Below are 25,787 nucleotides of genomic sequence, written 5' to 3' on the forward strand. Positions count from 1 at the left end.
GCTCAGGCAGTGACCCCGCGGCGTCGGCGCAGGCCGGTGTCGACCGAGGCGAAGACCGCGTCGACGGCGATGCCGATCGCGAGGATGGCGATCATCAGCGCGATCATGTACGTCGTGTCGCCGAGCTCGCGGCTCTGGGTGAGGAAGACCCCCAGGCTCGGGCGGTTGGCGATCGAGACCAGCAGCTCGCCGGCCAGCAGCGAGCGCCAGGCGAAGGCCCAGCCCTGCTTCAGGCCGGAGACGATGCTCGGCAGAGCCGCCGGCAGCACCACGTGACGGTAGAGGGACAGCCCGCTGGCACCGATGTTGCGCCCGGCCCGAAGCAGCAGCGGGGGCACGTAGTCCACTCCCCCGATGACGCCGTTGGCGATCGAGGGCACCGCGCCGATGAGGATGACGAACAGGATCGCCTGCTCGGAGAGCTGGAACAGCAGGATCGCCAGCGGGAACCACGCGATCGAGGGCATGGTCTGCAGCCCGGTGATGAGCGACCCGATCGCCGCACGCAGCACCCGCGAGCGCGAGACCACGACACCGAGCACGAGGCCGATCACGGCGGCGATCGCGAAGCCGACGAGGCCGCGCGTCATGGTGATCGAGACGGCCTTCCAGAAGTCCCCGGTGGTGACCTGGTGTCCGAGCTCGCGGAACACCGGGAGCGGACCGGGCAGCAGGTAGCTCGGCTTCCAGCCGCTGAGCACGACGGCCTGCCAGGCGCCGAGGGCCAGCACGATGGCGGCGAGCTTGGGCCAGGCCGCCTGCCAGACCCGGCGGCTGCGCTGGTGCGAGCCACCGAGGTCGAGCGCGTCCAGGCCGCGCAGCTCGGTGTTGTCGCGGCCCGGGAGCCGTTCGGTGACCTCAAGCGCCATGGCGGGCCACCTCCTCGCGCAGCGCATGGGTGATCTCGCCCGAGAGCGTCGACACGGCACTGTCCTCGATCCGGCGGGGACGGGTGATGTCGACGGGGTACTCCTTGACGATCCGACCGGGCCGGCTGGACAGCAGCACCACGCGGTCTCCGAGGCGCACGGCCTCGCGGACGTTGTGGGTGACGAACAGGACGCTGAGCGAGCGCTCGCGCCAGATCGACTCGAGCTCGTCGTGCAGCAGGTCGCGGGTCATGGCGTCGAGCGCCCCGAACGGCTCGTCCATGAGCAGCACCGGGGCCTGGGTGGCCAGGGTCCGGGCCAGCGCGACGCGCTGGCGCATGCCGCCGGAGAGCTCGTGCGGGCGCCGGTCGGCGAAGTCGCCGAGGTGCACCACGTCGAGGTACTCCCGGGCGCGGGCCTCGCGGTCCTTGCGCCCGACTCCCTTGAGCCGCAACGGTGTCGCGACGTTGTCCAGCGCCGAGAGCCACGGGAACAGGGCCGACTCCTGGAACATCAGGGCGGCGTGGCCGTCGACCCCGACCTCCCCGGAGGAGACGTCGTCGAGTCCGCTGACCAGGTTGAGCAGCGTGGACTTGCCGCAGCCGGAGGCGCCGACGAGGCAGACGAACTCCCCGGGGTGCACCTGCAGGTCGATCCCGTCGAGGGCGAGGACGCCGTGCTCCCCGGCATACCGCTTGGTGACCCCCCGGAGGGTGACGGCGTGGCGGGTGCTGGTCGCCACGCCGTCCTCCCCCCTGGCGGCAGCGGTCGTGACGGCCGCTGTCATGACGCCACCGCCGGCTTGCCGCGCTCCTTGAGCAGCGCGTTGAGGAGCTTGAGGTCGATCAGGGTGCCCAGCTCGGGCTTCTTCTTCAGCACGCCCACGTCGTAGGCGTTCTGCGCCCCGGTGAGGATCGAGGAGGCCACCGGGTCGACGGTGAAGGTCAGCTGCGGCCAGGCCGCGGTGATGACCGACTGCTTCAGCGGCTTGCCGGACACCTTGGCGATGACGTCGGCGACGTCCTGCTGGCTCTTGGTCGGGTCCTTGGCGATGAAGTCCGCGGCGTCGAGGTCGCCGGCCAGCAGCGCCCGGACGGTGCCGGGGTGCGCCTTGAGGAAGTCGGTGCGCACGGCGAGGACCGTCGTGGCGAACTTCTGGTTGGGCCACAGGGTCCGCTCGTCGACGAGGACCTTGCCGCCGGCCTGCACCATCCGGGTGGCGTAGGGCTCGGGGACCCACGCGCCGGCGATGAGGTGCTGCTTGAACGCATCCAGGGTCTGGGAGTTGTCCTGCGGGGCGATGTTGACGTCGCCGCCACCCTGGAGGTCGGTGCTCAGGCCCTGGCCCTTGAGCCAGTAGCGCAAGGCGATGTCCTGCGTGTTGCCCAGCTGCGGCGAGCTGATCTTCTTGCCCTTGAGGTCGGTGGCCGTCTTGATCGACTTGTCGACGACCAGCGAGGCACCACCCGAGGCCGCGCCGGCGACGATGGTCACGGCCTGGCCGCCCGTGTTGATGTAGGCGTTGGTCGCCGGGCCGGGCCCGACGTAGGTGGCGTCGATGGCGCCGGACTTCAGCGCCTCCATCGCGGCCGGGCCGGCGTTGAAGGTCTTGACCTCGAGCTTGGTCCTGCCGAGCTCCTTGGCGAAGAAGCCCTCCTTGTCGGCGACGATCGCCGTGGCGTGGGTCAGGTTCGGGAAGTAGCCCAGCTTGACGGAGGCGACGGGGGTGTCACTCGCGGACGAGCTCCCCCCGCAGGCGGCCATCGAGAGGGCGGAGGCGAGCGCACCGAGCGCGAGGGCGACGCGGCCCAGGGGACGGGACATGCGGTTCTCCTGCCTGCACGAGCCGGGTGCGGCCACCCGACTTCTCCTATGCACCTAGTAGGTCTTGTGGATACGACTGTGCGGTCGGCACGGCGTTCACGGACTCGACGAAGCGCGGATCCTGCCTCACCCCTTTTGCCGAGCGCCGTTGCCCGGCAAGGGACGGAGGTCGCGGCCAGAAACTCCGCGGTATGCCGCGCCCGGTCGCCGCTGGGTGCGGCAGGACGCGACTCTCCTACGCCATGGGTAGGAGTTTGGATAGCGCGGAGTTATCAGTCAAATAACGTCGCGTTACTTCTCGGATGCTGGGAAGGGCGGGCGACCCCAAGGGTGCCGGCGCCCGCCCTCACCGCCTCGGACCTCGCCGGCCGGACCCCGACCTCACCCCCAGGGCCGAGGCCGGTGCGCGGGAGCCGACGTCGGCAGCGTCCGGCCCTGGTCCTGCCCGCCGACCCCACTCATGGTCGGTGGACCCTGCGCGCGCCCGGCGGGTCGGCCACGCGCATCGGGGGTCGGCGGTCACCCGCGGGGTCGGCGGTCACCCGCGGGGTCGGCGGTCACACGCGCGGTCGGCGGGCACACGCGCGGTCGGCGGGCACACGCGCGGTCGACGTCCGCGCGCCTGATCGCACCTCGCTTCGCGGACACCAACCTCATCCCGAGGGCCGGGGCCGGTGTCCGGGAGCCGAGGCCGGCACCTCCGGGCTGCGGAGGTCGTGGGCTACGGGGTGGCGGCGCGGACCGCGAGCGCCAGCCGGGCCACCTGCCCGGCGCTGACCGGCGCCGAGGTGTCGACCCGGTGCACCGGCCCCACCCCCAGCGGCCGGGCGGCCTCGGCCACGCTCTCCCACCACGACCCGAGTCCGGACTGTGGCCCGTGGACGGCGTGTCGCTCCCCTGCCCTGGCCTCGAACCGCTGGCGCGCCAGCTCGAGCGGCACGTCACACCACACCTCGGGCACGGCAGCCGGGTCGACCCCGGCCTCGGCGAGCCCCGCGCGGACGTGGCGCTCGTCGTGCGGCCAGAACCAGTTCTCCACCACCCCACCCACCGGCGAGCTGGCCAGCAGGCGCCACAGGGCGGTGCTGGCACCGGCCCCGAGGGCGGACTGACCCGCGCCGTGCGCCGTGACCACGTCGTCCGGCAGCGCGTCGGCCACGGCCTCCTTGACGATGTCCTTCGACAGCAACGGCACCCCGAGCTCTTCGGCGAGGGCCCGCGCGAGCGTCGTCTTGCCCGACCCGGGCACCCCGCCCACGAGGACCACCAGGCGCCGACGCTGCTGCTGGGCGTAGGGCCGGGCCGGCCACTCCTCGGCGGTCATCGCGTAGCGGTCGTGGTCGCGCCAGGCCTCCCGACCCGAGCCGTCGGCCAGCCACAGCATCCGCGGCGTGTAGCCCTCGTGCCGGAAGCCGACCGAGCGCAGCAGGCCGGCCGAGACGACGTTGCCCGGCTGGACGCTCGCCTCGAGGCGGTGCAGCCCCATCCCGTGCGGCTCGGCGGCGAAGGCCAGCCCGACGACCAGCCGCATGCCCTCGGCGAAGAGGCCGCGGCCGGCATACGGGTCGTAGGCGTCATAGCCCATGGCTGCGGACAGGAACCGGCCGTGGACGACGTTGGTGACGTTGACCTTGCCGACGACGTCGTGGTCGCCTTCTTGCTGGCGGGCCCGGATGACGAACGTGCGGTGACCGCGGGACTGGGCGCCGAGGTGGGTGGCCAGGTCCTCGGGGTTGACCGGGTTCCACCGGGACAGGCGGTCCCGCGAGCGCTCCACCGCGCGCCGATAGGGGTCGAGGTCCTCGCGGCGCACCGGGCTGACCCACACCCGTTCCCCGACCGCGTGCAGCTCGGGCAGGCCGTGGCCCTCACGCGACAACATGGCCTCGCAGCACGACGTGGGTCGGGTGGGCCAGCACGCCGATGTCCTCACGCGGGTCGGCGGCGTAGACGACCAGGTCGGCCCCGGCGCCCTCCTCCAGCCCCGGCCGGCCGAGCCAGCGGCGCGCACCCCAGGTCGCCGCCTCCAGGGCCCGCTCCGCCGGGAGTCCCGCCCGCACCAGCTCGGCGGCCTCGGCGGCCACCAGGCCGTGCGGCAGCGACCCGCCGGCGTCGGTGCCCAGGTAGATCGGGATGCCGGCGTCGTGCGCGGCGGCGACGGTCTCGTAGCGACGGGCGTGCAGGTCGCGCAGGTGCTTGGCGTAGAGCGGGAACTTCTCCTCGGCCGAGGCCGCGATGGCGGGGAAGGTGTCGATGTTGACCAGGGTCGGCACGATGGCGATGCCCTGCGCGGCGAAGGCGTCGATGGTGTCCGGCTCCAGGCCCGTGGCGTGCTCGATGCAGTCGGTGCCGGCGGCCGCGAAGTCGCGCAGCGACTCCTCGCCGAAGCAGTGCGCGGTGACCCGGGCCCCTTCCTCGTGGGCGGCCGCGATGGCGGCGGTCAGGGCCTCCCGTGGCCAGCACGGGGCGAGGTCGCCGGACTCGCGGTCGATCCAGTCGCCGACCAGCTTGACCCAGCCGTCCCCGCGGCGGGCCTCCTGCCGGACGTAGGCGGCCAGGTCCTCGGGCTCGATCTCGTGGGCGTAGTTGCGGATGTAGCGCCGGGTCCGGGCGATGTGCCTGCCGGCGCGGATGACCCGGGGCAGGTCCTCGCGCTCGTCGATCCAGCGGGTGTCCGCCGGTGACCCGGCGTCGCGGATCAGCAGCGTGCCGGCCTCCCGGTCGGCGAGCGCCTGCGCCTCGCTCGTGGCCTCGTCGACGGCGCCGTGGGCGTCGAGCCCGACGTGGCAGTGGGCGTCGACCAGGCCCGGCAGGACCCAGCCCGAGACGGTCTGGACGTCCGTGCCCGCCTGCGGCGCGACATACGACAGACGGCCGTCGACCACCCACACCTCGTCGCGCACCTCCTCGGGGCCGACGAGGACCTGTCCCCTGACGTGCAGCACCGGCGCGCTCATGGTCGCGACCCTACCCAGCCGCACGGGGCCGTGCGCAGCGGGCGGTCAGCGGTACTCGGGGTTGAAGTCGAAGCGCTGCCCGTGCTCCCACGCCGCGCGCTGGTTGCCCCACGCGGGGATGCCGCCGGCGTCGGTGATCATCTTCGCCAGGTGCATGAGGTTCCACGTCATGAACGTCGTGTTGCGGTTGGTGAAGTCGTTCTGCGGTCCGCCGGAGCCCGGGTCGAGGTAGGACGGGCCGGGCCCGACCTCGCCGATCCAGCCGGCGTCGGCCTGTGGCGGGATGACGTAGCCGAGGTGCTGCAGGCTGTAGATGATGTTGCTCGTGCAGTGCTTGACCCCGTCCTCGTTGCCGGTGATCAGCGCACCGCCGACCCGGCCGTAGAAGGCGTACTGCCCCTGCTCGTTGAGCTGGCTGGACTGGGCGTAGAGCCGCTCGATCACCCGCTTGGTGACGCTGGAGTTGTCCCCCAGCCAGATCGGCCCGGCCACGACGAGGATGTGCGCGGCCAGCACCCGCGGCCACAGCTGCGGCCACTCGTCGGTGGCCCAGCCGTGCTCGGTCATGTCGGGGTAGACGCCGGTCGCGATGTCGTGGTCGACCGCCCGGATCTGGTCGACCTCCACGCCGTGCTGCCGCATGATCGCCGCGCTGCGGTCCACCAGCCCCTGGGTGTGCGACAGCTCCGGCGAGCGCTTGAGGGTGCAGTTGACGTACAGCGCCCGCAGGCCGCTGAAGTCCCAGTCGCGGTGTCCGTCCTGGCTCATGGGCCGGACGGTACGCCCGTCACCGGGCGCGGGCGACCGCCTCCTGCCGTATGCCGGGTGGTCGTCTCGCGCGGTCAGCCCTCCAGCGGGGCGGGCACGGCCACGACGTCGACCAGCGCCTCTCCGCGCACTGCGGTGAGCTCGGTGCGGCGGCCGACCGCCTCGGCGAACAGCAGCCGTTGCAGCGACTGGGCGTCGCGCAGGGGCTGGCCGTCGACGGCCAGGAGCAGGTCGCCCCGGCGCAGCCCCGCCCGCTCGGCCGGGCTCCCGGTGACGACCTCGACCACGCGCAGGGCGGTGCGCTGGCCGGTGGCGTCGGCGAACCGCGGCGGCAGCGGGGCGGGGGTGGTGACCAGCCCGAGGTAGGCGCGGCGCACCCGTCCGTCGGTGCGCAGGGCCTCGATGATCCGCCAGCTCGTCGCGTTGACCGGCACGGCCAGGCCGACGCCGATGCCGGCCACGGCCGTGTTGATGCCGACCACCCGGGCGCGGGCGTCGGCGAGGGCACCGCCGGAGCTGCCGGGGTTGAGCGCCGCGTCGGTCTGGATGACGTCCTCCACGATCCGGCTGGCGGTGCCGGACCGGGTGGGCAGCGAGCGGCCCAGGGCGCTGACCACCCCGGCGGTCACGCTGCCGGCCAGGCCGAGCGGGTTGCCGACGGCCACGACGAGGGTGCCCACCCGCAGCCGCTCGGCGCTGCCGAACTCGGGCGGGTCCGGCACCTCCCCCTCGGCACGCAGCACGGCCAGGTCGGACAGCGGGTCGGAGCCGACCACGTGGACGCGCACGGTGACACCGCTGGCGAACTCGGCGGTCCCCGACGTCGCACCGTCGACGACGTGGGCGTTGGTCAGCAGGTGCCCGTCAGCGGTGAGCACCACCGCCGAGCCGCCGGCCTCGGCCTCCCCGCCACGGACCCGGCGGCGCACCCGGATGCTGGCCACCCGCGGGATGAGCCGGTCGGCCACCCCGGTGACGACCTGCGAGTAGGCGTCCAGCGCCTCCTGCTCGGACCGGTTCTCGAAGACGTCCATCGCGCACTCCTGCTTACACCGTTACAGGTGCAAACGGCGGGCGTGCCCCGGCTGTTCCGCACGGTGCGCGCGGTCAGGACGCGGCAGCCGGCGCGACGAGGCCGTGCGCGGCGAGCGTCTTGTATGCCGCGATCGCCAGGTCCTGGATGTGGTCATGGGTCGGTGCGCTGTTGACACCCATCGCCAGGAGGAGGCCCGAGCCCGGGAACCAGACGTGGAGCGTCCGGAACCCGAGCGTCTCGCCCTCGTAGAACCAGACGGTGCCGAAGCCGGGGAAGGTGGCCTGCGCGACCCCGAGACCGAAGCCACCGGGGTCCGAGGACGACGTGGTCGCGATGGGCTTGCCGGTCCTGGTCGAGACCAGGCTCAGCAGCTCGGCCTGCTGCCTGGCGGGCAGGAGACGAGCGCCGTACATCGCCCGCTCCCACCGGATCATGTCGCGCGTCGTGCTGATGATCCCTCCGGCGCCGCGTGCCCAGGACAGGGAGTCGCGGCTGACGTCACGTCCCTTCAGGCCCAGCAGGACCGGCGGCTGGTCGTTGAAGTAGTACCCGGCCGGTTCGCGCTTCGTGACCGACCGCGGGTAGACGTCGGGCCGGTACCACAGCTCGTCCAGGCCGAGGGGCTCGATGACCCGGGCGCGCAGCTCGTGCTGGTAGCTGCGCCCGGTGACCTTCTCGATGACCATCTCGGCGAGGACGTAGTTGGTGTTGGAGTAGTGGTAGCCGGTGGTCGCGGGTGCCCCGACGGCGAACGAGACGAGGTCGGGCGCGGAGAAGTACCGGTGCGGGTGCGCCGCGTAGGCGGCCAGCATCGGGTCCTGGTCGGAGTAGTTCGGGATACCGCTGGTCATGTTCAGCAACCGCTGGATCGTGACGTCACGCCACTGCGGGTACTGCGGCAGCCACCGGCCCAGCGTGTCGTTGATCGACAGGCGGTGCTCGGCCTCGAGCTGGAGCAGCAGCACCGACGTGAACGCCTTGGTGTTGCTGCCGATCTGCCAGACGCTGTCGCTGTCCACGGCTCCGGACCCGCCGAACCTGGTGGTCCCGGCGGCCACGTCGATGCTCTGCCGCTGGCCGCGGAGGCTCACGCTCAGCGCCGCCGCCGAGGCGTGCTCGTCCACGCCGTGCGCGCGCAGGTAGCCCTCGACGTCGGCCCGGAGCTCACCGGCGAGGCAGGACCGGTCACAGGAGGCGGTGACGGTCGCCCGCGACGGCGCTGCGGGAGCGGCGCCGGTGATGGCTGCCGGTGCGACCAGGATCCCGAGCGCGAGCAGCGGGGTGAGGGCGGCCCGGGTCAGGTGTGTCCGGCTGGACAGGAGGGTGGTTCGACGTCCCATGACCGGCTCCAACGCCACTGGGCTCCGCCGGGCAGCGTCCGCGACCCGGCGCTCCCACCACCCTGTGTCGACGCGCGAGGAGGCGTCAATCACCCCAAAGACGTGACCCGGCCCGCGCCGTGGCGCGGGCCGGGTCGTCGGTGGCCGCTGACCGGGTCAGCGGCCGAGGAACTTCTCGAAGCCCTTGGGCAGCTCGACGTTGGCCGGGTCCGTCGCGGCCGGCTGGCCGTCGTCCTGGCCACCCGGCATACCGAAGGCCTGGTTGGCGGCGTTGATCCGGGCGTTGGCGGCCTTCTCGGCCGCCGCCTTCTCCTCCGCGGCGCGCTTGGCCGGGTTGCCGCTCTTGCCCTTCTTGCGCTGCTGGCCCTTGGCGGCCTTCTTGCCACCGCCCATGCCCGGCATCCCCGGCATGCCCGGCATGCCGGGAACCCCGCCGCCGCGGCGCAGGCTGCGCATCATCTTCTGCGCCTGGGTGAAGCGCTCGAGCAGCTGGTTGACCTCGGAGACCGAGACGCCCGAGCCGCGGGCGATCCGGGCGCGACGGGAGCCGTTGATCTGCTTGGGGTGGGTGCGCTCGAACGGGGTCATCGAGCGCACCATGGCCTCGACCCGGTCGAACTCGCGCTCGTCGAGGGAGTCGAGCTGCGCGCGCATCTGGCCCATGCCCGGCATCATGCCGAGCATCTGCTTGAGCGAGCCCATCTTCTTGATCGCGGACATCTGCTGCAGGAAGTCGTCGAAGGTGAAGTCCTCCTCCTCGAGGAACTTCCGCGTCATCTCCTGCGCCTGGCGCTGGTCGAAGGCCTTCTCGGCCTGCTCGATCAGGGTGAGCACGTCACCCATGTCGAGGATGCGCGAGGCCATGCGGTCGGGGTGGAAGACCTCGATGTCCTTGGTCTGCTCACCGACCGAGGCGAACATGATCGGCCGGCCGGTGACCTTGGCGACCGACAGCGCGGCACCACCCCGGGCGTCGCCGTCGAGCTTGCCGAGCACGACACCGGTGAAGTCGACGCCCTCGGCGAACGCCTGGGCGGTCTCCACCGCCGCCTGGCCGATCATCGCGTCGATGACGAACAGGACCTCGTCGGGGCTGATCGCCGCGCGGATGTCGGCGGCCTGCTGCATCAGCGCCTCGTCGATCGCGAGGCGGCCGGCGGTGTCGACGATGACCACGTCGTGCTGGCGCGCGCGGGCCTCGTCGATGCCCTGGCGGGACACCGTGACCGGGTCGCCGTAGGAGCGGGTGCCCTCGCCGGACTCGACGGCGGCGTCGTAGCCGGCGACGTTGCCCCGCTCGGGGGCGAACACCGGCACGCCGGCCCGCTCGCCGACGACCTGCAGCTGGGTGACCGCGTTGGGGCGCTGCAGGTCGGCGGCCACGAGCATCGGGGTGTGGCCCTGGTCCTTGAGCCACTTGGCCAGCTTGCCGGCGAACGTGGTCTTGCCCGAGCCCTGGAGGCCGGCGAGCATGATGACCGTCGGCGGGTTCTTGGCGAACTGGATCCGCCGGGTCTGCCCGCCGAGGATCGCGACGAGCTCGTCGTTGACGATCTTGACGACCTGCTGCGCCGGGTTGAGGGCGCCGCTGACCTCCGCACCGAGGGCGCGCTCGCGCACCGCGTGGGTGAACTCCTTGACGACGGGCAGCGCCACGTCGGCGTCGAGCAGGGCCATCCGGATGTCACGGATCGTCGCGTTGACGTCGCTCTCGGACAGGCGGCCCTTGCCGCGGAGGTTCTTGAAGGTCGCGGTCAGGCGGTCAGACAGACTGGTGAACACCGGGCAAGGTTATCTTCCCTGCGCACCTGTCCCGTCGCACGCGTCGATCAGGACCGACACCGCCTGCGCCACACGGGCCGGCGGGAGGGCCCGACCGGCGAACTCGGTCAGGTAGAACGTGTCCAGCGTCTGCCCGGCGTAGGTGGCGATGTGCGCGCTGCGCACGCTCAGGCCGGCCTTGGCCAGCGCCAGCCCGACGTCGTGCAGCAGGCCGGGGCGGTCCTGCGCGCGCACCTCGATGACCGTGGCGTCCAGCGAGGCCTGCGGCACCACCATCGCCCGCGTCTGGCCCGGCGAGCCGGAGCTGGCGTGGGCGCTGGCCGTCGGGCGCGGCGCGCGGCGGCGCTCCAGCGCCATCAGCGGCGCACGGTCACCGCGGGCCAGGCGGAACAGCCCGCGCGCCAGCACGACGCCGTCGGGCACGTCCCCGCCGGGTGACTCCACGTGCCACTCGTTGGCGGCGATGCCGTCGAGCGTGCGCACCACCGCCGTCCGCACCACCAGGCCGTGCGAGGCGAGCAGGCCGGCCGTGTCGGCGAACAGCCCCAGCCGGTCCCGGTCGTAGACGTCGAGGCGGTGCACCCCGCCGACGCTGGTGACCTCCACGTGTGGTTCGCCGGCCACCACGGAGGTGATGACCTCCGGGGACAGCGGCCCGTCGAGCTCGTCGGGAACGGGCCGGGCGGTCTCGTCACCCAGTGCGGCGCGCACTCCCCCGGTCAGGCGGTCGAGCAACTGAGCCCTCCAGTCGGTCCAGGCGGCCGGTCCCGCGGCGCAGGCGTCGGCCTCGGTGAGCGCCCGCAGCAGCTCCAGCACCGCGCGCTCGCCGCCGACGGCGTCGACGACCGCGGCCACGGTCTGCGGGTCCTGCGGGTCCCGCCTCGTGGCGAGGTCGATCAGGGTGAGGTGCTCGCGCACCAGCAAGGTGACCAGGTCGACCTCCCGCTGAGGCAGCCCCATCCGGGCGGCGACCCGGGCGGCGACCGGGGCGCCGACGGTCGAGTGGTCGTGGGCGCCGGCCACCTTGCCGATGTCGTGCAGCAGCGCGGCCAGCAGCAGCAGGTCGGGGCGCTCGACGTCACGCAGCAGCGGCTTGGCCTGCACCACGGTCTCGACCAGGTGCCGGTCGACGGTGTGCCGGTGGACCGGGTTGCGCTGCGGGCGGCTGCGCACGTCGGCCCACTCCGGGATCCAGCGCTCGACCACGCCGGCCAGGTCCAGCCCCTCCCACACCGGGATCAGCCCCGGTCCGGCGGCGAGCAGGTCGGCGAAGAGCGAGCGGGCCAGCACCGACCACGGCTCGGACAGCGGCGCGCTGTGCTCGGCGAGGTTGGCCAGGGTGGCCGGGGAGATGGGCAGGTTGTTGCGGGCGGCCAGCACCGCGGCGCGCAGCGCCAGCAGCGGGTCGCGGGCCGGGTCGACGCTCGGGCCGAGGACGAGCTCGCCGTCGTGCTCGAACAGTCCGTAGCCCAGCGGGTTCAGCTGCGGGCGGCGCGGCCCGATGCGCAGGGTGCGGGCGCGCTGGGACTGTCCCGCGCGGCGTACCGTCGCGTCGAGCGCGAAGGCGATGGTCCGCGCGGAGGTGGCCACCTCGGTGAGCATCGCGTCGGCGTCGGGCTCCCCCAGCAGCGCGGCGACCGCGTCGTGGTCCTCGCGGGTCAGGCGGTCCCGGCCGCGGCCGGTGACCACGTGCAGCGCGTCGCGCACGTCGAGCAGGTGCTCGTATGCCGTGTCGACCGCCCCGTGCGGGCGGTCCGCCAGCCAGGCGGCGGTCAGCGCACGCAGCACGGTCATGTCGCGCAGGCCCCCGCGCGCCTCCTTCAGGTCCGGCTCGATGACGTGGGCGAGGTCGCCGTGGCGCCGGTGGCGGGTCTCCAGGGACTCGACCAGCTCGGGCAGCCGGCGGCGCGCATTGGCCCGCCAGTCGTGCGCCAGGGTGGCGCTGGCCGCCTGGACGACCTCGCGGTCCCCGGCGACCCAGGTCAGGTCGAGCAGGCCCACCGCCGCGGACAGGTCGGCGGCGGCCACCTGTCGGCACTGGTTGACGGTGCGGACGCTGTGGTCGAGCTTGGCGCCGCCGTCCCAGATGGGGTACCAGACGCGGTCGGCCAGCTCGGTCACGTCCCCCTCGGACAGCGAGCGCCCGTAGTGCAGCAGCACCAGGTCGTAGTCGCTGAGCGGGCCGCCGTCGCCGCGGGCGAGGCTGCCCACGCTGGCCAGCGCCACGCCCTCGAAGCGGCCCCCCTTGGTCGCCTCGGCCCAGATGCCCTGGAGCTGGTCGCGGGCGAAGTCGGCCAGGGCGGTGCGGCGGCGCCGACCGGCACCCGGAGCACCGAAGCTCCGGGTGCCGGCCAGGTCGAGCCGCTGTGCGGCCAGGTCCATGTCCCGACCCATGACCTACAGCGCGTCCGGGCCGCGCTCGCCGGTGCGGACGCGTGCGACGTCCTCGACGGGAACGGTCCAGATCTTGCCGTCGCCGATGCGGCCGGTCTGGGCGGACTTGAGGATGGCCTCGACGACCCCGGTGGCGTCCACGTCGTCGACGAGGACCTCCACGCGCACCTTGGGCACGAAGTCCACGGTGTACTCGGCGCCGCGGTAGACCTCGCTGTGGCCGCGCTGGCGGCCGTAGCCGCTGGCCTCGCTGACCGTCATACCGGCGATCCCGAAGGCCTCGAGCGCCTCCTTCACCTCCTCGAGCTTGTGTGGCTTGATGATGGCGGTGACGAGCTTCATACCGGTGCTCCCTGCGTGGTCGTGGCGGGCTGGGGCGTGGCGGCCGGGGTGCCCGCGGGCGGCGGCGAGCCGCCGAAGCGGGAGCCGCCACTGAGGGTGCCGAGGTCGTACGACGTCTCAGCGTGCTGGTCGAGGTCGATGCCCGCCACCTCGGCGTCGCGCTCGACGCGGAAGCCGAGCACCTTGGCCAGGACGGTGCCGATGGCGTAGGTCAGCACGAAGGAGAAGGCGAGGACGGCGAAGGCGCCGACGGCCTGGCGCCACAGCTGGTCGACGCCGCCACCGTAGAAGAGTCCGTCGACCCCGGCGGGGGCCGAGGCGGAGGCGAAGAAGCCGATCGCGAGGGTGCCGACGATGCCGCCGACGAGGTGGACGCCCACGACGTCGAGGCTGTCGTCGAAGCCGAAGCGGAACTTCAGGCCCACGGCCAGGGCGCAGACGACACCGGCGATGACGCCGATCGCGATGGCGCCGACCGGGGTGACCGCGGAACAGGACGGGGTGATGGCGACCAGGCCGGCGACGATGCCGGAGGCGGCGCCCAGGGACGTGGCGTGCCCGTCGCGGTAGCGCTCGGTGGCCAGCCAGCCGATGGCGGCAGCGGCCGTGGCGACCATGGTGTTGACCCAGGTCACGGCGGCGGTGTTGTTGGCGCCGAGCGCCGAGCCGGCGTTGAAGCCGAACCAGCCGAACCACAGCAGGCCGGCGCCGAGCATCACCAGGGTGAGGTTGTGCGGGCGCATCGGCTCCTTGCGGAAGCCGACCCGCCTGCCGATCACGAGCGCGAGCGCCAGGCCCGCGGCGCCGGCGTTGATGTGGACCGCGGTGCCGCCGGCGAAGTCGATCGCCTTGAGCTGGTTGGCGATCCAGCCGCCCTTGTCGGCCGCGTAGCCGTCGAAGGCGAACACCCAGTGCGCGACCGGGAAGTAGACGATGGTCGCCCAGACCACGGTGAAGACCATCCACGTGGAGAACTTGGTGCGGTCCGCGATGGCACCGCTGATCAGCGCCACCGTGATGATCGCGAAGACGGCCTGGAAGGCGACGAAGGCCAGTGCCGGGATGCCGCCGTGGGCCGGCGCCCCGTTGGACGCAGCGACGTAGCCGAAGATCGAGTCCTTGCTGAGCAGGTTGCTCAGCCCGAAGTGCTGGAAGGGGTTGCCGATGAGGCCGTTCCACGAGTTGCCGAACGCCTCGCTGTAGCCCCAGAGGACCCAGACGACGCCGACCGACGCCATGGCCCCGAAGCTCATCATCATCATGTTCAGGACGCTCTTGGCCCTGACCATGCCACCGTAGAAGAACGCGAGACCGGGGGTCATCAGCAGTACCAGCGCGGCACTGGCGAGAACCCAGGCGGTGTCGCCGCTGTCGATTGTCATGCCGATGAGGATGGACAGCGCCCGTTTCACCGGATGCGGTCTTGTGTTACAGCCGTGTTAGCGATCCCTCGTGCAGGTAAGCATCAGGTGAACGCCGACGGGGCCCTCAGGGCGCCCCGACCGCCTCGCGCAGGTTCGTCCCCGCCGACACAGGAACGCTCCTGTGCGCGGTGGGACGAACCTGTGCGGGAGAGCATCAGGGCCTGTATGCCGTGCGGCGGCCTCGCGAGCCCGCCCGGCCACGCCTCAGGAGATCAACGCGTCGACGAAGGCCTCGGGGTCGAAGGGGGCCAGGTCGTCCGGGCCCTCGCCGAGGCCGACCAGCTTGACCGGCACGCCGAGCTTGCGCTGCACGGCCACGACGATGCCGCCCTTGGCGGTGCCGTCGAGCTTGGTGAGCACGATGCCGGTGACGTTGACGACCTCGGAGAAGACCTCGGCCTGGCGCAGGCCGTTCTGGCCGGTCGTCGCGTCGAGGACCAGCAGCACCTCGTCGATCGGGGACTGCTTCTCGATGACCCGCTTGACCTTGCCGAGCTCGTCCATGAGGCCGACCTTGTTGTGCAGCCGGCCGGCGGTGTCGATGAGGACCACGTCGGCCTCGGCCTCCGCGGCGCCCTTCACCGCGTCGAACGCGACCGCGGCGGGGTCGGCGCCCTCCCGGTCGGAGCGGATGGTCGGCACCCCGACCCGCTCACCCCAGGTCTGCAGCTGGTCGGCGGCGGCGGCGCGGAACGTGTCGGCCGCACCGAGCACGACGTCCTTGTCCTCGGCGACGAGCACGCGGGCGAGCTTGCCGACGGTGGTGGTCTTGCCGGTGCCGTTGACCCCGACGACCATCACCACGGCCGGGCGCCCGTCGACCCGCGAGGAGGCGACCTCACGGTCCATCGAGGGGTCGACCAGGGTCAGCAGGTCGGCGCGGAGCCACTCGCGCACGGTGGCCTCGTCGGTGGCGCCCTCGACCTTGACCCGGGTGCGCAGGGAGTCGACCAGCTCGTTCGTGGCCTCGACCCCGAGGTCGGAGGTCAGCAGGGTGTCCTCGACGTCCTCCCAGGCCTGCTCGTCCAGGCCGCCGCGGGACAGCAGCGACAGCAGGCCCTGCCCCATGGCCGAGTTGGAGCGGGCCAGGCGGGCGCGCAGGCGCTGGAGCCGGCCGACCGCCGGCGCGGGGGTCTCGACCGTGGGGGTCGGCTCGACCACGGGCGGCTCGAGCAGGTCGACCCCGGCCGACGTCTCCACGGTCCGCTTGGGGGTGTCGCGCGGCGGCGCGGACTCGTCCCCGACGGACGGCTCCCGTGTGGCCGGCGGCGCGCTCGGGGCCTGCGGCGGGAGCTGCTTGTCCTTGCCGCCGCGGCTGCGCAGCAGCCCGACGAGCAGGCCGACGCCGGCGAGGGCGATGAGGACGACGAGGGCGAGGATCTCCTGGGTCTGGCTCACAACGCGCCATTCTCCCAGAAGCGGCAGCGCGTGACGCCCGCGTGGCCGCGCACCAGCGGGACGGGAGGCCCCGGACGCACGTATGCCGTGCCCCTCACCTCCCGGTGAGGGACACGGCATACCGGTGCAGGGGTCACTGCGGGGCGGCGATGCTCCAGATCCCGCGACCGTGGGTGGCCACGTAGATGTCGCCGTCCGGGCCGGACTCGACGTCCATCACCGTGGTGGTGGGCAGCCCGGTGCCGAGGACCGACCAGCTCGTCGCGCCGGGCGCCCGGTAGAACGTCGCCAGGTCGGTGCCGAGCACCAGCCCGCCGTTCGCCAGCTGCTTGACCGAGCTGGCGGGGACGTCGGGCAGGTTCGCCGAGATGTCCGACCAGGTGGCACCACCGTCGGTCGTCTCGTAGACGTGGCCGACCCCGGCGCCGGGGCCCTCGGTGAAGCGGCGGGAGAAGCCGTTGACCGCGAGGTAGGCGTGCTGGGTGTTGGTCGGGTCGATGCCGACGCCGGCGAGGAACCGGTTCGGGACCGCGTCCGGCAGGGTCACCGCGTGCCACGTGCCACCGGCGTTGGTGGCCACGCCGCGGGTGAACCCGGCGTTGTTGCACGGCCCGCACCACGTCACGTAGCCGACACCGTCGTGCATGGCCACGGCCGTGGCCGAGTGCCCGGCGCCCAGGTCGAAGGCCTTGGTCCACTGGTCGGCGCTGCGCATGCCCCAGCCCACGGTGGAGGTGTAGACGTAGCGCCCACCGGTGATGAACCCGCTGGAGTTCTTGGAGTCCACGGCGATCGGGGCGATGAACCGCGGCGAGGGGTCACCGGGGTCCAGGCTCCACGACGACGCGTCGGCCTCGCTGAGCGCGCCCTTGTTGAGGGCACAGTCGTTGGTGATCTTGATGGCGAGGTTGACGTACTCCTGCAGCTGGTTGCAGCCGTTGGCCGGGTCGGCCGCCCCGTCGCCGCCGTCGCCACCGAAGTTGGACCCCATGCCGGTGTCGCCGTTGGTGCCGTCGGGCCTGACGCTGAACAGGTTGGAGACGCCGTTGTCCTGCAGGCCACCGGAGACGACGGTGCCGCCGTTCTTGATGTCCTTGCCGACCGAGACCGAGTAGTACTGCAGGGCGTCCATGGACCCGTCCTCGGTCATGGACTTCCAGTCGGTGCCGTTGCCGTTGGCGTTGTTCGTGCCGTTGACGGGCCGGCGGTAGATGCCGCCGTCGTTGCCGATGAACACGACCGGCGAGGTGCCGGCCATCCCCACAGCGACCGAGTGCTGGTCGGAGTGCGGCGCCATCGGGCAGGTGTTCTTCGCGTCGCTGATGTCCCAGCACGGGAAGCCGAAGTTCCAGTACGGCGCGACCGCCGCCCAGTGCGAGCCGGCGTCCTTGGTCTCGAAGACCTCCTCCAGCCCCGCCCAGACGTGGTCGGGGTTGGCCGGGTCCACCTGGAGGAACTGGTTGTACCAGGCCTGCACGCCGACGGCGTAGCCCTTGCGGTCCAGCGCCGAGCCGGAGTTGTGCAGCTGCGAGGACGTGGCGATCTGGTTCCACGGACCGGTCGGCGAGCCCGTCTTGGACACGTAGATGCCGGCCAGGCTGCTGGAGGAGTTGATCTTGCTCGGCGCCTGCACCATCGCGTAGAGGCGGGAGCCGTCCTTGCTGAACGCGAACGTCGTGTAGCCGATGTCCGAGCCGTTGCTGATGCCGCCGAGGACGACCGAGAGCTTCTTCCAGCTCGACGGGCCCTTGGTGAAGTCCTGCGTCTCGTAGAACCCGTTGTAGGTGTCGCCGGAGCGCCAGCCGATGGCCGCGATGACGTGCTTGGGGTTCTTCGGGTCGACGGCGATGTCGTTGACGATGTTCTTGTACGCCGCGTTGGTGGGCCCGGAGGCCGAGTCACCCTGCCACTTCGACCCCGCGGGGACGAGCACCGTGCCGGCGTCGTCGGTGATCTGCGGCATCCAGTCGGGGTTGGGGTAGAACGCCGGCTTCCAGTCGCCCGAGGTGGTCGAGGCGTCGTGGTACCAGACACCACGGTTCGTGGCGGCGAACACCGTCGCGCCACCCCAGCGCAGGCGCCCGATCGTGGTCGACTCCAGCTCCTTGCCGCCGACCCGGTCGGTGGGGGCGAAGGTGCCCGCGGCCGGCGTAGCCAGGCGGTAGACACCGGCGCCGACGTAGGAGGTGCCGCCGGTGTTGGCCTCGCCGGTGGCGTACCAGAGCGACCCGTCGCCGGCGAGCTGCAGGTCACCGCCGCTCAGCGACGGGAGGGAGTCAGCGATGGGCGTCCAGGCCCCGCCGCCGGTGCTCGAGCGCCACACGCCGCCGTTGGCGCCGGCCGCGTAGACGTGGCCCACCGTGTCGGCGGCGAGGCCGGTGATGCGGCCGGTGACGTGGCCGGCGCCGCCGCTGGAGTTGGAGTACCAGTCGCGGTAGCGCGGGTCGTCGCCGTTGTACGGGACCTTGGTGACCTCGTGCCAGGTGCCGGCGGTGTGCGGCATGGAGGTCAGGGCGGTGAACGCGGCGCCATAGGCGCCGGGAGCCACGATCCCCGAGGGCGCCGTGCGCGCCTGGGTGAACTCGTCGGCGATGGAGAAGGCTTCCTTGGACTCGTTCTGCGCCTCGGCGGGGTTGCCGCCGGCGATCATGAGCGCCTTCTCCATGACGGCCGCGTTGTAGTGCCGCCCCTCGAACTGGTGCTCGAGCCACATCTCGCGCAGCTCGTAGCGCCCGGCGTAGCCGCCGACGGCACCGGCCACGAGGGCCAGGCCGAGCGTGCCGGAAATGAATTTGCGTCGCTTGGTCAGCGAGGTCCGCATGTCCCCTCCTGGGAGACCCGGCGGGGCGTTGCCCCCTGGTGGCGCGGGCCCGTGTTCTCGACCCCGCGGAAACGCCCCGGGGGTCCCGGGGCACCACCTGCGGACCCTAGGGGGACACCGGCCACCACCGGCAGTGGTGACAGTGGCTTCTTGAGGAAACCTTTACCTTTGCGACCGGGCGGCACCCCCGTGCCGGGTCGGCGACCGTGTGACCGCGCGGACGCTACTCCGGCGTCTTGGAGGACGTGCTGTCGGTGACCTTGTCCTTGGCGCTCGAGAGCGCCTCGCCGGTCTTCTCCACGGCGGCCTGGGTGACCTCGGTGGCCTTCTCCACGGCGGTGCCGGTCGCCTCCTTGACCTGGGCCACGACCTCCTCGCCGCGCGGGGTCAGGATGTCGCGCCCCTGACGGCGGGCCGGCACGGCCACCACGCCGACCACTGCTACGGCAAGACCCAGGCACAGCAGCATTCCGACGATGAGGACGACCATGGGTCCACGATGCCCCGGCCTGCTGTGGCACGACAAATCCACCGGTGCCCCTGTGACGGGTGTCACCTCGCGCGGCGGAAGGGACGACTCAGGCCGGCTGGACGTCCCTGATCCGCTGGGACACCACGGTCGTCACGCCGTCGCCGCGCATGGTCACGCCGTAGAGCGCGTCGGCGATCTCCATGGTGCGCTTCTGGTGCGTGATGACGATGAGCTGGCTGGAGTCGCGCAGCTCCTCGAACAGCGTGATGAGCCGGCCGAGGTTGGTGTCGTCGAGGGCGGCCTCGACCTCGTCCATGATGTAGAAGGGGCTGGGGCGGGCCTTGAAGATCGCCACGAGCAGCGCGACGGCGGTCAGCGAGCGCTCACCACCGGAGAGCAGCGACAGCCGCTTGATCTTCTTGCCCGGCGGACGGGCCTCGACCTCGATGCCCGTCGTCAACATGTTCGCCGGGTCGGTGAGCACGAGCCGGCCCTCGCCGCCGGGGAACAGCCGCTGGAACACGCGCTCGAACTGCGCCGCGGTGTCGTGGTAGGCCTCGGTGAAGACGCGCTCGACCCGCTCGTCGACCTCGCGGACGATGTCGAGCAGGTCGCGCTTGGAGCTCTTGAGGTCCTCGAGCTGCTCGGTGAGGAACTTGTGCCGCTCCTCCAGCGCCGCGAACTCCTCCAGGGCCAGCGGGTTGACCCGGCCGAGCTGGGCCAGCTTGCGCTCTGCCGAGCGCAGCCGCTTCGCCTGCGCCTCGCGGACGTAGGGCTGCGGCTGCAGCGCGTCGGCCTCCTCCTGGTCCATGTCGGGGTCGGGTACCACCGGCACCAGCTGGTGCGGGCCGTAGTCCTCGATGAGCACCTCGGGGTCGATGCCGAGCTCCTCGACCGCCTTGGCCTGCAGGGTCTCGATCCGCAGCCGCTGCTGCGCCCGGGCCACCTCGTCGCGGTGGACCGAGTCGGTCAGCTCGCGCAGCTCGTCACCCAGGGTGCCCATCTCGCGTCGGACCTGGGCCAGGGCGGCGTCGCGCTCGGTGCGCTCCCGCTCGGCCGTGGCCCGCTCGCGGCTGGCCTGCTCCAGCGAGCGCCCCACCGCCTCGACCGCGTATGTCGCGCCGCGGCGCACCGCCTCGGCCACCGTGGCCTGGCGTCGGCGCCGCTCCCGGCGCGCTGCCGCGCGTTCGCGGGCGGCCAGCTCGTTGCGGGCCGCCGCCTCGAGGGAGTCCGCCCGCCCGGACATGGCCCGCGCACGCTCCTCCCGGGTGCGCAGGGTCAGCCGCAGCTCGGTCTCGGCGCCGCGGGCTGCCGTGGCGGCCTGCTCGAGCCGGTCACGCTCGGCCGTGGAGGGGTCCTCCTCGGTCGGCTCCGCACTGGCGTCCTCCAGACGCTGCTCGAGCGAGGCGAGCTCGTCGCGGTCGGCGACCAGGGCGGCCTCGGCCGTGGCGATGGCCTTCTCGGTGCGCTCGGCCTCGGCGCGGGCCGAGCGGACCGAGCCGCCGAGGTGCCCCAGGCGCTCGGCGACAGCGGCCATCCGCGCGTCGGAGTCGTGCAGGCGCTCCAGCGCCGCCTCGACCGCCTCGCCGAGCTCGGCGACCTGCTCCCGGGCGCCGGCCAGCGCGAAGCGGGCCTGCTCGCCGCGACGGGTCGCGTCCTGCACCTGCTCGCGGGTCTCCTCGACCGCGGCCTGGACCTCGATGAGGCTGGGCGCGGAGGCGCTGCCGCCGCGGGCGAAGCCGGGGGCGAAGACGTCGCCGTCGGGCGTGACCGCGCTGACCCCGTCACCGCGACGCACCAGCGCGGCCGCGGCCTCGGCGTCGGGCACGAGCGCCACCTTGTCGAGCAGCTGCTCCAGCGCGGGGCGCACGGACTCGGGTGAGGTCGTGACGTCGAGGGCCCAGGTGGCACCGTCGGGCAGCGCCGGCCAGGTGGCGCGCTCCCCCGGCCGGGCGGTCTGGGCCACGAGCAGCCCGGCCCGACCGGCGTCGTCGGCGCGCAGGGTGCGCAGGGCGGCGCCGGCCGCCTCGACCGAGTCCACGGCCACGGCGTCCGCCGCCCAGCCCAGGGCGGCGGCGATGGCGGCCTCGTGGCCGTGGGCGACCTGCAGCAGGGCGGAGACCGAGCCGATGACCCCGCCGACCCGGTCGGCCGCGGCGAGCAGCGCGGCAGCACCGTCCTTGCGCCGCAGGCCCAGCTCCAGGGCCTCGAGGCGGGCCGTGAGGCTGGCGCGGTCGCGCTCGGCGTTGCGCTCGGCCTCGACCCAGCGCTCACGCTCGGCCTCGGCGCCCTCCAGCGCCCCGGCGGCCTCCTCGTAGGCCGAGTCCAGGCCCTCCTCGCCCTCCTCGTCGACGGCGACCGAGGCCTCCAGCTCGGCGAACTCCGCCTCCGCGGCGGCCGCGCGCTGGCGGCTCTGCTCGGCGGTCTGGCGCAGGCGGCCGATCTCGGCCTCCCCCGCCTCGATCCGGCTGCGCCGGGCCGCGACCTGACCGGAGAGCCGGGCCAGGCCCTCCCGGCGGTCGGCAGCCGCGCGGACCAGCCGGGCGAGGCGCTGCTGCTCCTCGGCGAAGGCCTTCTCGAGCTCGGACCGCTCGGCCGTGGCCTGTTCCAGCGCCTGCTTGGCCTGGGCGATCTCGGCGTGCAGCGCCTGCTCCTGCTCGCGGATGGAGGCGGCCTGGGCGCGCAGCTGCTCGGGGTCACGACCGGAGCCCTGACCCGCCTCGGAGTCGTCCTCGGACAGCAGGCGCACCCGCTCGGCCGCCAGCGACCCGGTGGCGGTGAGGCGCTCACGCAGCGAGGACAGGGCGAACCAGCGCTCCTGGGCGCGGGCGAGCTGCGGTGCGGCCTCGGCCGCCTGGCGCTCGAGCTCGGCGAGCCGGGCGCGCACGTCGGTGAGCGCCTCCTCGACCTCGGTGCGCCGGGCGATCAGCGCGGTCTCGTCGGCGACCTCCTGCTCCAGCGTGCTGGTGAGCTGGATCAGGTCGTCGGCCAGCAGGCGCAGCCGGGCGTCACGGGCGTCCGCCTGGATCACGGCGGCCTTCCGGGCGGCCTCGGCCTGGCGTCCGAGCGGGCCGAGCTGGCGGCGGATCTCCCCGGTCAGGTCGGTGACGCGGGTGAGGTTGGCCTCCATCTGCTCGAGCTTGCGCAGCGCGCGCTCCTTGCGCTTGCGGTGCTTGAGGACGCCGGCGGCCTCCTCGATGAACCCGCGGCGCTCCTCCGGCGTGGCCCGCAGCACGGTGTCGAGCTGGCCCTGGCCGACGATGACGTGCATCTCGCGGCCGATGCCGGAGTCCGAGAGCAGCTCCTGGACGTCGAGCAGCCGGCACGGGGTGCCGTTGATGGCGTACTCCGACCCGCCGTTGCGGAACATCGTCCGCGCGATGGTGACCTCGGTGTAGTCGATCGGCAGGGCGCCGTCGGTGTTGTCGATGGTCAGCGTCACCTCGGCGCGACCCAGCGGCGGACGCCCGGCGGTGCCGGCGAAGATGACGTCCTCCATCTTGCCGCCGCGCAGGCTCTTGGCCCCCTGCTCCCCCATCACCCACGCCAGGGCGTCGACCACGTTGGACTTGCCGGAGCCGTTGGGGCCCACGATGCAGGTGATGCCGGGTTCGAGCCGCATCGACGTCGCGGAGGCGAAGGACTTGAAGCCCCGCAGGGTCAGGCTCTTGACGTACACGAGCGATGGGCTCCTCTAACCGGTGGTGAACTCGGCCAACCATACCGGCGGGGAACCCCGTGTCCGGGGAACTGGGTGAACTGGGAGCCGGCCCCCTACCTGACCGGCTCCGGGACGACCAGCTCCTGCTCGCGCAAGTTGTCGCGGAGCCGGTCGTTGTCGTGCTGCAGGTGCTCGATCAGGGTCTCGAGGTCACGCACGCGGGTCCGCAGACGCGCCGCCTCGAGCACGAGGCGATCGTCCCGGAATGCACGCTGACCCAGCAGGGCCTTGGCCATACCAACTCCGACAGGATCCTTCGCGCGTGCGAAGGGCGATGGATGGGGTCCGGGGACTGCGACCGACGCTGCCCCCGCGACCAGAGTGACACCGCCATCGCCGCAGGTCAACGCCACGCACCCCGGGCGGGCGACCGCCCGCTCACCGCTCGACGAACCCGGAGACCCCGTCACGCGGCATACCGTGCTGGACCACGACCGAGTCCACCCGGCCCGGCCGACGGTGCCGGCTGGGCGTCTCGCGCAGCAGCGTCTCCAGCCTCGCGACCGCCTCCTCGCTTCCCTGGACGACCACCTCCACCCGCCCGTCGGTGGTGTTGCGGGCGTGGCCGACCAGGCCCAGCTCGAGCGCCCGGGCCCGGGTCCACCAGCGGAACCCGACGCCCTGCACCTGCCCGCGGACGAACATCACCGCACGGATCATGCCTGCGGGGCCTCCTCCAGCCAGCGGCGGAAGGCCTCAGGGCTGTAGGGCCGCCCGAGGAAGTCCTCGACGAGGTCCGCGGCGTCCTTGCTGCCGCCGGCGGCCAGGATCCGGTCGCGGTAGCGCAGGGCGGTCGTGTCCGCGAACAGGTCGTCCTTGTCGAACGCCGAGAACAGGTCCTTGGCAATGACCAGGCTCCACATGTACGTGTAGTACGCCGAGGAGTAGCCCTCGAGGTGGCCGAACGCGGCCTGGAAGTGGGTGCCCTCGGTGTAGGGGAACAGGTCGTAGTGCTCCTGCAGGGAGCGCACCACCGCGGTGGTGTCCTCGACCTGCTCGCGGTGCAGCCGGTAGGAGACCGCGGCGTAGAACATCTGCGTGCGCGCCAGGTAGCCCTTGCCGAAGTCGTCGGCGGCCTTCATCCGGGCGACGAGCTCGGCCGGGATGGGCTCCCCGGCGGCGTTGCGGGCGAAGGTGCGCAGCACGGTGGCGTCCCAGGCCCACTCCTCCAGCATCTGCGAGGGCGCCTCGACGAAGTCCCACTCGGTCGCCACGCCGGAGAAGCGCGCCCACGGGTGCCGGCCGGCCAGCACGTGGTGCACGAGGTGCCCGAACTCGTGGAACAGCGTCACGACGTCGGAGTGCTCCATGAGGCCGCGCGGGAAGTTGCAGACCAGGACGCCCTCGGCGAGCTGGCGGCCGGCGATGCCGGGCTGCAGGTCGAACTGCGCCGCGTGCTTGTACTTGCCCTCCCGCGGGTGCAGGTCGAGGTGGATCCGGCCGATCGCCTCCCCGTCGAGCAGCACGTCGTAGACGGCGACGTCCTCGTGCCAGACCGGGGCGTCCTCGACCCGGCGGTAGTCCAGCCCGAACAGCCGGCCGGTGACGTCGAGCAGGCCCTGGCGGACCGCGGCGAAGTCGAAGTAGGTGCGCACGGTCTGGGCGTCGACGTCGAAGTTCTCCCGCCGGATCACCTCGGCGTAGTAGGCCGCGTCGGAGCCCGCGACCGTGGTGTCCCCCGGCCGGTCCTGCTGCAGCCGGGCGAGCAGCACCGCGACGTCGCGGCGCCCGGACTCCCCTGCGAGCGCAGCGATCTCGTCGATGAACTCCCCGATCGCCGCCCCGCGGCCGATCATCTTGATCTCGGCGTCGTAGTCCGGCCAGCCGTCGTAGCCCAGCAGCGACGCGTGCTCGGCCCGCAGCGCCAGCAGCTCCTTGAGCACCCCGTCGTTGGCCGGCCAGGCCCGGTTGAGGAACTCCGTGCGCAGCGCGGCGCGGGCCGTGTGGTCCCGGGCGAAGGACATGAACGGGACGACGTCGGGGTAGTCGGTGGTGACCTCGACCCGGCCGTCCTCGCCCACCGGGTGGGCGTCCACCCAGTCCTTCGGCATCCCGGCGAGCTGTTCGGGCTCCAGGTGCACGCGGCGCACGTCGTCGCGGATGTTCTTGGAGAACTCCTGGCCGACGAGGGTCTCCCGCTCGGCCAGGGCACGCAGCCGCTCCCGGGTCGCCTCGTCCCGGTCGACGCCGGAGCGGCGGAAGTCGCGCAGCGTCAGGCGCAGCACCCGCTGCCCGCCCTCGTCGAGGGCGTCGGCGTCGACCGCGGCGAGGATGTCGAAGAGCGCCCGGTCCAGGCTCAGGTCGGTGGAGAGCTTGTGGGCGGCCTGCTCGGCGGCCTCGGCCCGGGTGCGCACCGCCTCGCGCGGGTGGACCTGGCTCATCAGGCTGGCGGCGGCGAAGGCGTTGCCGAGGGCGATGCTGGCGTCGTTCCAGCGGGCCAGGACCGTCACGGCGTCGGCGCCGGGATCGGCCTTGAGCTGCTCGACCGCGGTCCGGGCCTGCTCGAGCTGGCCGTCGCAGCGTTGCGCCAGCCACTCCTCCCAGCCCTCGTCGGTGGGGGGCAACGGGAGCGCGGACAGCGGCGTCGAGGTGGTCACCCCCGCACGATAGCCACGGCGCCGCGACGGCGGCACCAGCCG

The 25,787-nt window shown here is 72.9% G+C and carries 19 protein-coding genes; all 19 read right to left on the reverse strand.

Translation table 11 applies throughout. The features are described from left to right. Nucleotides 1–2: 2 nt before the first annotated feature. Nucleotides 3–869, reverse strand: coding sequence for an ABC transporter permease (locus FB474_RS12685; RefSeq protein ID WP_141788981.1), 867 nt, complete (start codon nucleotides 867–869; stop codon nucleotides 3–5). After that, entirely contained in the window at nucleotides 859–1,656 is a 798-nt protein-coding gene (locus tag FB474_RS12690; RefSeq protein ID WP_141788982.1) for an ABC transporter ATP-binding protein, read from the reverse strand. The genes FB474_RS12685 and FB474_RS12690 overlap by 11 nt, the downstream gene beginning before the upstream one ends. After that, the gene (locus tag FB474_RS12695; protein WP_141788983.1) at nucleotides 1,653–2,693 is read right to left on the reverse strand and encodes an ABC transporter substrate-binding protein; all 1,041 of its coding nucleotides are present in this window, start codon (nucleotides 2,691–2,693) and stop codon (nucleotides 1,653–1,655) included. The genes FB474_RS12690 and FB474_RS12695 overlap by 4 nt, the downstream gene beginning before the upstream one ends. Before the next feature lie 721 nt (nucleotides 2,694–3,414). Then, complete coding sequence (locus FB474_RS20995) at nucleotides 3,415–4,575, reverse strand: GNAT family N-acetyltransferase (RefSeq protein ID WP_221632526.1); 1,161 nt, start codon at nucleotides 4,573–4,575, stop codon at nucleotides 3,415–3,417. After that, nucleotides 4,562–5,650 carry an amidohydrolase family protein gene (locus tag FB474_RS12705; RefSeq protein ID WP_141788984.1) on the reverse strand — a complete coding sequence of 363 codons (1,089 nt, stop codon included), beginning with the start codon at nucleotides 5,648–5,650 and terminating at the stop codon, nucleotides 4,562–4,564. The genes FB474_RS20995 and FB474_RS12705 overlap by 14 nt, the downstream gene beginning before the upstream one ends. A 45-nt stretch (nucleotides 5,651–5,695) precedes the next feature. Next, nucleotides 5,696–6,418: a flavodoxin family protein gene (locus tag FB474_RS12710; RefSeq protein ID WP_141788985.1), complete on the reverse strand. Its 723-nt coding sequence runs from the start codon at nucleotides 6,416–6,418 to the stop codon at nucleotides 5,696–5,698. Between the two features lie 74 nt (nucleotides 6,419–6,492). After that, the gene (locus tag FB474_RS12715; protein WP_141788986.1) at nucleotides 6,493–7,452 is read right to left on the reverse strand and encodes a S1C family serine protease; all 960 of its coding nucleotides are present in this window, start codon (nucleotides 7,450–7,452) and stop codon (nucleotides 6,493–6,495) included. Nucleotides 7,453–7,525: 73 nt separating this feature from the next. Next, nucleotides 7,526–8,794, reverse strand: coding sequence for a serine hydrolase domain-containing protein (locus FB474_RS12720; protein ID WP_141788987.1), 1,269 nt, complete (start codon nucleotides 8,792–8,794; stop codon nucleotides 7,526–7,528). 156 nt (nucleotides 8,795–8,950) lie between these two features. After that, on the reverse strand, nucleotides 8,951–10,576 hold the full coding sequence (gene ffh, locus FB474_RS12725) for a signal recognition particle protein (protein WP_141788988.1): 1,626 nt from the start codon (nucleotides 10,574–10,576) through the stop codon (nucleotides 8,951–8,953). A 9-nt stretch (nucleotides 10,577–10,585) separates the two neighbouring features. Further along, entirely contained in the window at nucleotides 10,586–12,958 is a 2,373-nt protein-coding gene (locus FB474_RS12730) for a [protein-PII] uridylyltransferase (RefSeq protein ID WP_141788989.1), read from the reverse strand. 15 nt (nucleotides 12,959–12,973) lie between these two features. Beyond that, nucleotides 12,974–13,312, reverse strand: a complete 339-nt coding sequence (locus FB474_RS12735) for a P-II family nitrogen regulator (RefSeq protein ID WP_141788990.1) — start codon at nucleotides 13,310–13,312, stop codon at nucleotides 12,974–12,976. Further along, entirely contained in the window at nucleotides 13,309–14,694 is a 1,386-nt protein-coding gene (locus tag FB474_RS12740; RefSeq protein WP_141788991.1) for an ammonium transporter, read from the reverse strand. The genes FB474_RS12735 and FB474_RS12740 overlap by 4 nt, the downstream gene beginning before the upstream one ends. Nucleotides 14,695–14,940: 246 nt before the next feature. After that, complete coding sequence (ftsY, locus tag FB474_RS12745; RefSeq protein ID WP_246092167.1) at nucleotides 14,941–16,134, reverse strand: signal recognition particle-docking protein FtsY; 1,194 nt, start codon at nucleotides 16,132–16,134, stop codon at nucleotides 14,941–14,943. A 133-nt stretch (nucleotides 16,135–16,267) separates the two neighbouring features. Beyond that, the gene (locus FB474_RS12750; protein WP_141788993.1) at nucleotides 16,268–18,955 is read right to left on the reverse strand and encodes a WD40/YVTN/BNR-like repeat-containing protein; all 2,688 of its coding nucleotides are present in this window, start codon (nucleotides 18,953–18,955) and stop codon (nucleotides 16,268–16,270) included. 223 nt (nucleotides 18,956–19,178) lie between these two features. Continuing rightward, nucleotides 19,179–19,445, reverse strand: coding sequence for a hypothetical protein (locus tag FB474_RS12755; protein ID WP_141788994.1), 267 nt, complete (start codon nucleotides 19,443–19,445; stop codon nucleotides 19,179–19,181). Nucleotides 19,446–19,533: 88 nt separating this feature from the next. Continuing rightward, nucleotides 19,534–23,106 (reverse strand): chromosome segregation protein SMC, encoded by a 3,573-nt coding sequence (gene smc / locus FB474_RS12760; protein WP_141788995.1) that lies wholly within the window; start codon nucleotides 23,104–23,106, stop codon nucleotides 19,534–19,536. A 95-nt stretch (nucleotides 23,107–23,201) separates the two neighbouring features. After that, a complete protein-coding gene (locus FB474_RS12765; protein WP_141788996.1) occupies nucleotides 23,202–23,384 on the reverse strand; it encodes a hypothetical protein in 183 nt (60 codons plus the stop codon). A 142-nt stretch (nucleotides 23,385–23,526) separates the two neighbouring features. Further along, a complete protein-coding gene (locus FB474_RS12770) occupies nucleotides 23,527–23,808 on the reverse strand; it encodes an acylphosphatase (protein ID WP_141788997.1) in 282 nt (93 codons plus the stop codon). Then, nucleotides 23,805–25,745, reverse strand: coding sequence for a M3 family metallopeptidase (locus tag FB474_RS12775; RefSeq protein WP_246092168.1), 1,941 nt, complete (start codon nucleotides 25,743–25,745; stop codon nucleotides 23,805–23,807). The genes FB474_RS12770 and FB474_RS12775 overlap by 4 nt, the downstream gene beginning before the upstream one ends. Between the last annotated feature and the right edge of the window lie 42 nt (nucleotides 25,746–25,787).

Origin of the sequence: Oryzihumus leptocrescens, from assembly GCF_006716205.1 — a bacterium.
Classification (GTDB): Bacteria; Actinomycetota; Actinomycetes; order Actinomycetales; family Dermatophilaceae; genus Oryzihumus; species Oryzihumus leptocrescens.

Bases quoted from the DNA above. Each gene is read 5' to 3' on its own strand.
- FB474_RS12685 (WP_141788981.1), bottom strand. From the start codon at position 869: ATGGCGCTTGAGGTCACCGAACGGCTCCCGGGCCGCGACAACACCGAG.
- FB474_RS12690 (WP_141788982.1), bottom strand. From the start codon at position 1,656: ATGACAGCGGCCGTCACGACCGCTGCCGCCAGGGGGGAGGACGGCGTG.
- FB474_RS12695 (WP_141788983.1), bottom strand. From the start codon at position 2,693: ATGTCCCGTCCCCTGGGCCGCGTCGCCCTCGCGCTCGGTGCGCTCGCC.
- FB474_RS20995 (WP_221632526.1), bottom strand. From the start codon at position 4,575: ATGTTGTCGCGTGAGGGCCACGGCCTGCCCGAGCTGCACGCGGTCGGG.
- FB474_RS12705 (WP_141788984.1), bottom strand. From the start codon at position 5,650: ATGAGCGCGCCGGTGCTGCACGTCAGGGGACAGGTCCTCGTCGGCCCC.
- FB474_RS12710 (WP_141788985.1), bottom strand. From the start codon at position 6,418: ATGAGCCAGGACGGACACCGCGACTGGGACTTCAGCGGCCTGCGGGCG.
- FB474_RS12715 (WP_141788986.1), bottom strand. From the start codon at position 7,452: ATGGACGTCTTCGAGAACCGGTCCGAGCAGGAGGCGCTGGACGCCTAC.
- FB474_RS12720 (WP_141788987.1), bottom strand. From the start codon at position 8,794: ATGGGACGTCGAACCACCCTCCTGTCCAGCCGGACACACCTGACCCGG.
- FB474_RS12730 (WP_141788989.1), bottom strand. From the start codon at position 12,958: ATGGACCTGGCCGCACAGCGGCTCGACCTGGCCGGCACCCGGAGCTTC.
- FB474_RS12735 (WP_141788990.1), bottom strand. From the start codon at position 13,312: ATGAAGCTCGTCACCGCCATCATCAAGCCACACAAGCTCGAGGAGGTG.
- FB474_RS12740 (WP_141788991.1), bottom strand. From the start codon at position 14,694: ATGACAATCGACAGCGGCGACACCGCCTGGGTTCTCGCCAGTGCCGCG.
- FB474_RS12750 (WP_141788993.1), bottom strand. From the start codon at position 18,955: ATGCGGACCTCGCTGACCAAGCGACGCAAATTCATTTCCGGCACGCTC.
- FB474_RS12755 (WP_141788994.1), bottom strand. From the start codon at position 19,445: ATGGTCGTCCTCATCGTCGGAATGCTGCTGTGCCTGGGTCTTGCCGTA.
- FB474_RS12765 (WP_141788996.1), bottom strand. From the start codon at position 23,384: ATGGCCAAGGCCCTGCTGGGTCAGCGTGCATTCCGGGACGATCGCCTC.
- FB474_RS12770 (WP_141788997.1), bottom strand. From the start codon at position 23,808: ATGATCCGTGCGGTGATGTTCGTCCGCGGGCAGGTGCAGGGCGTCGGG.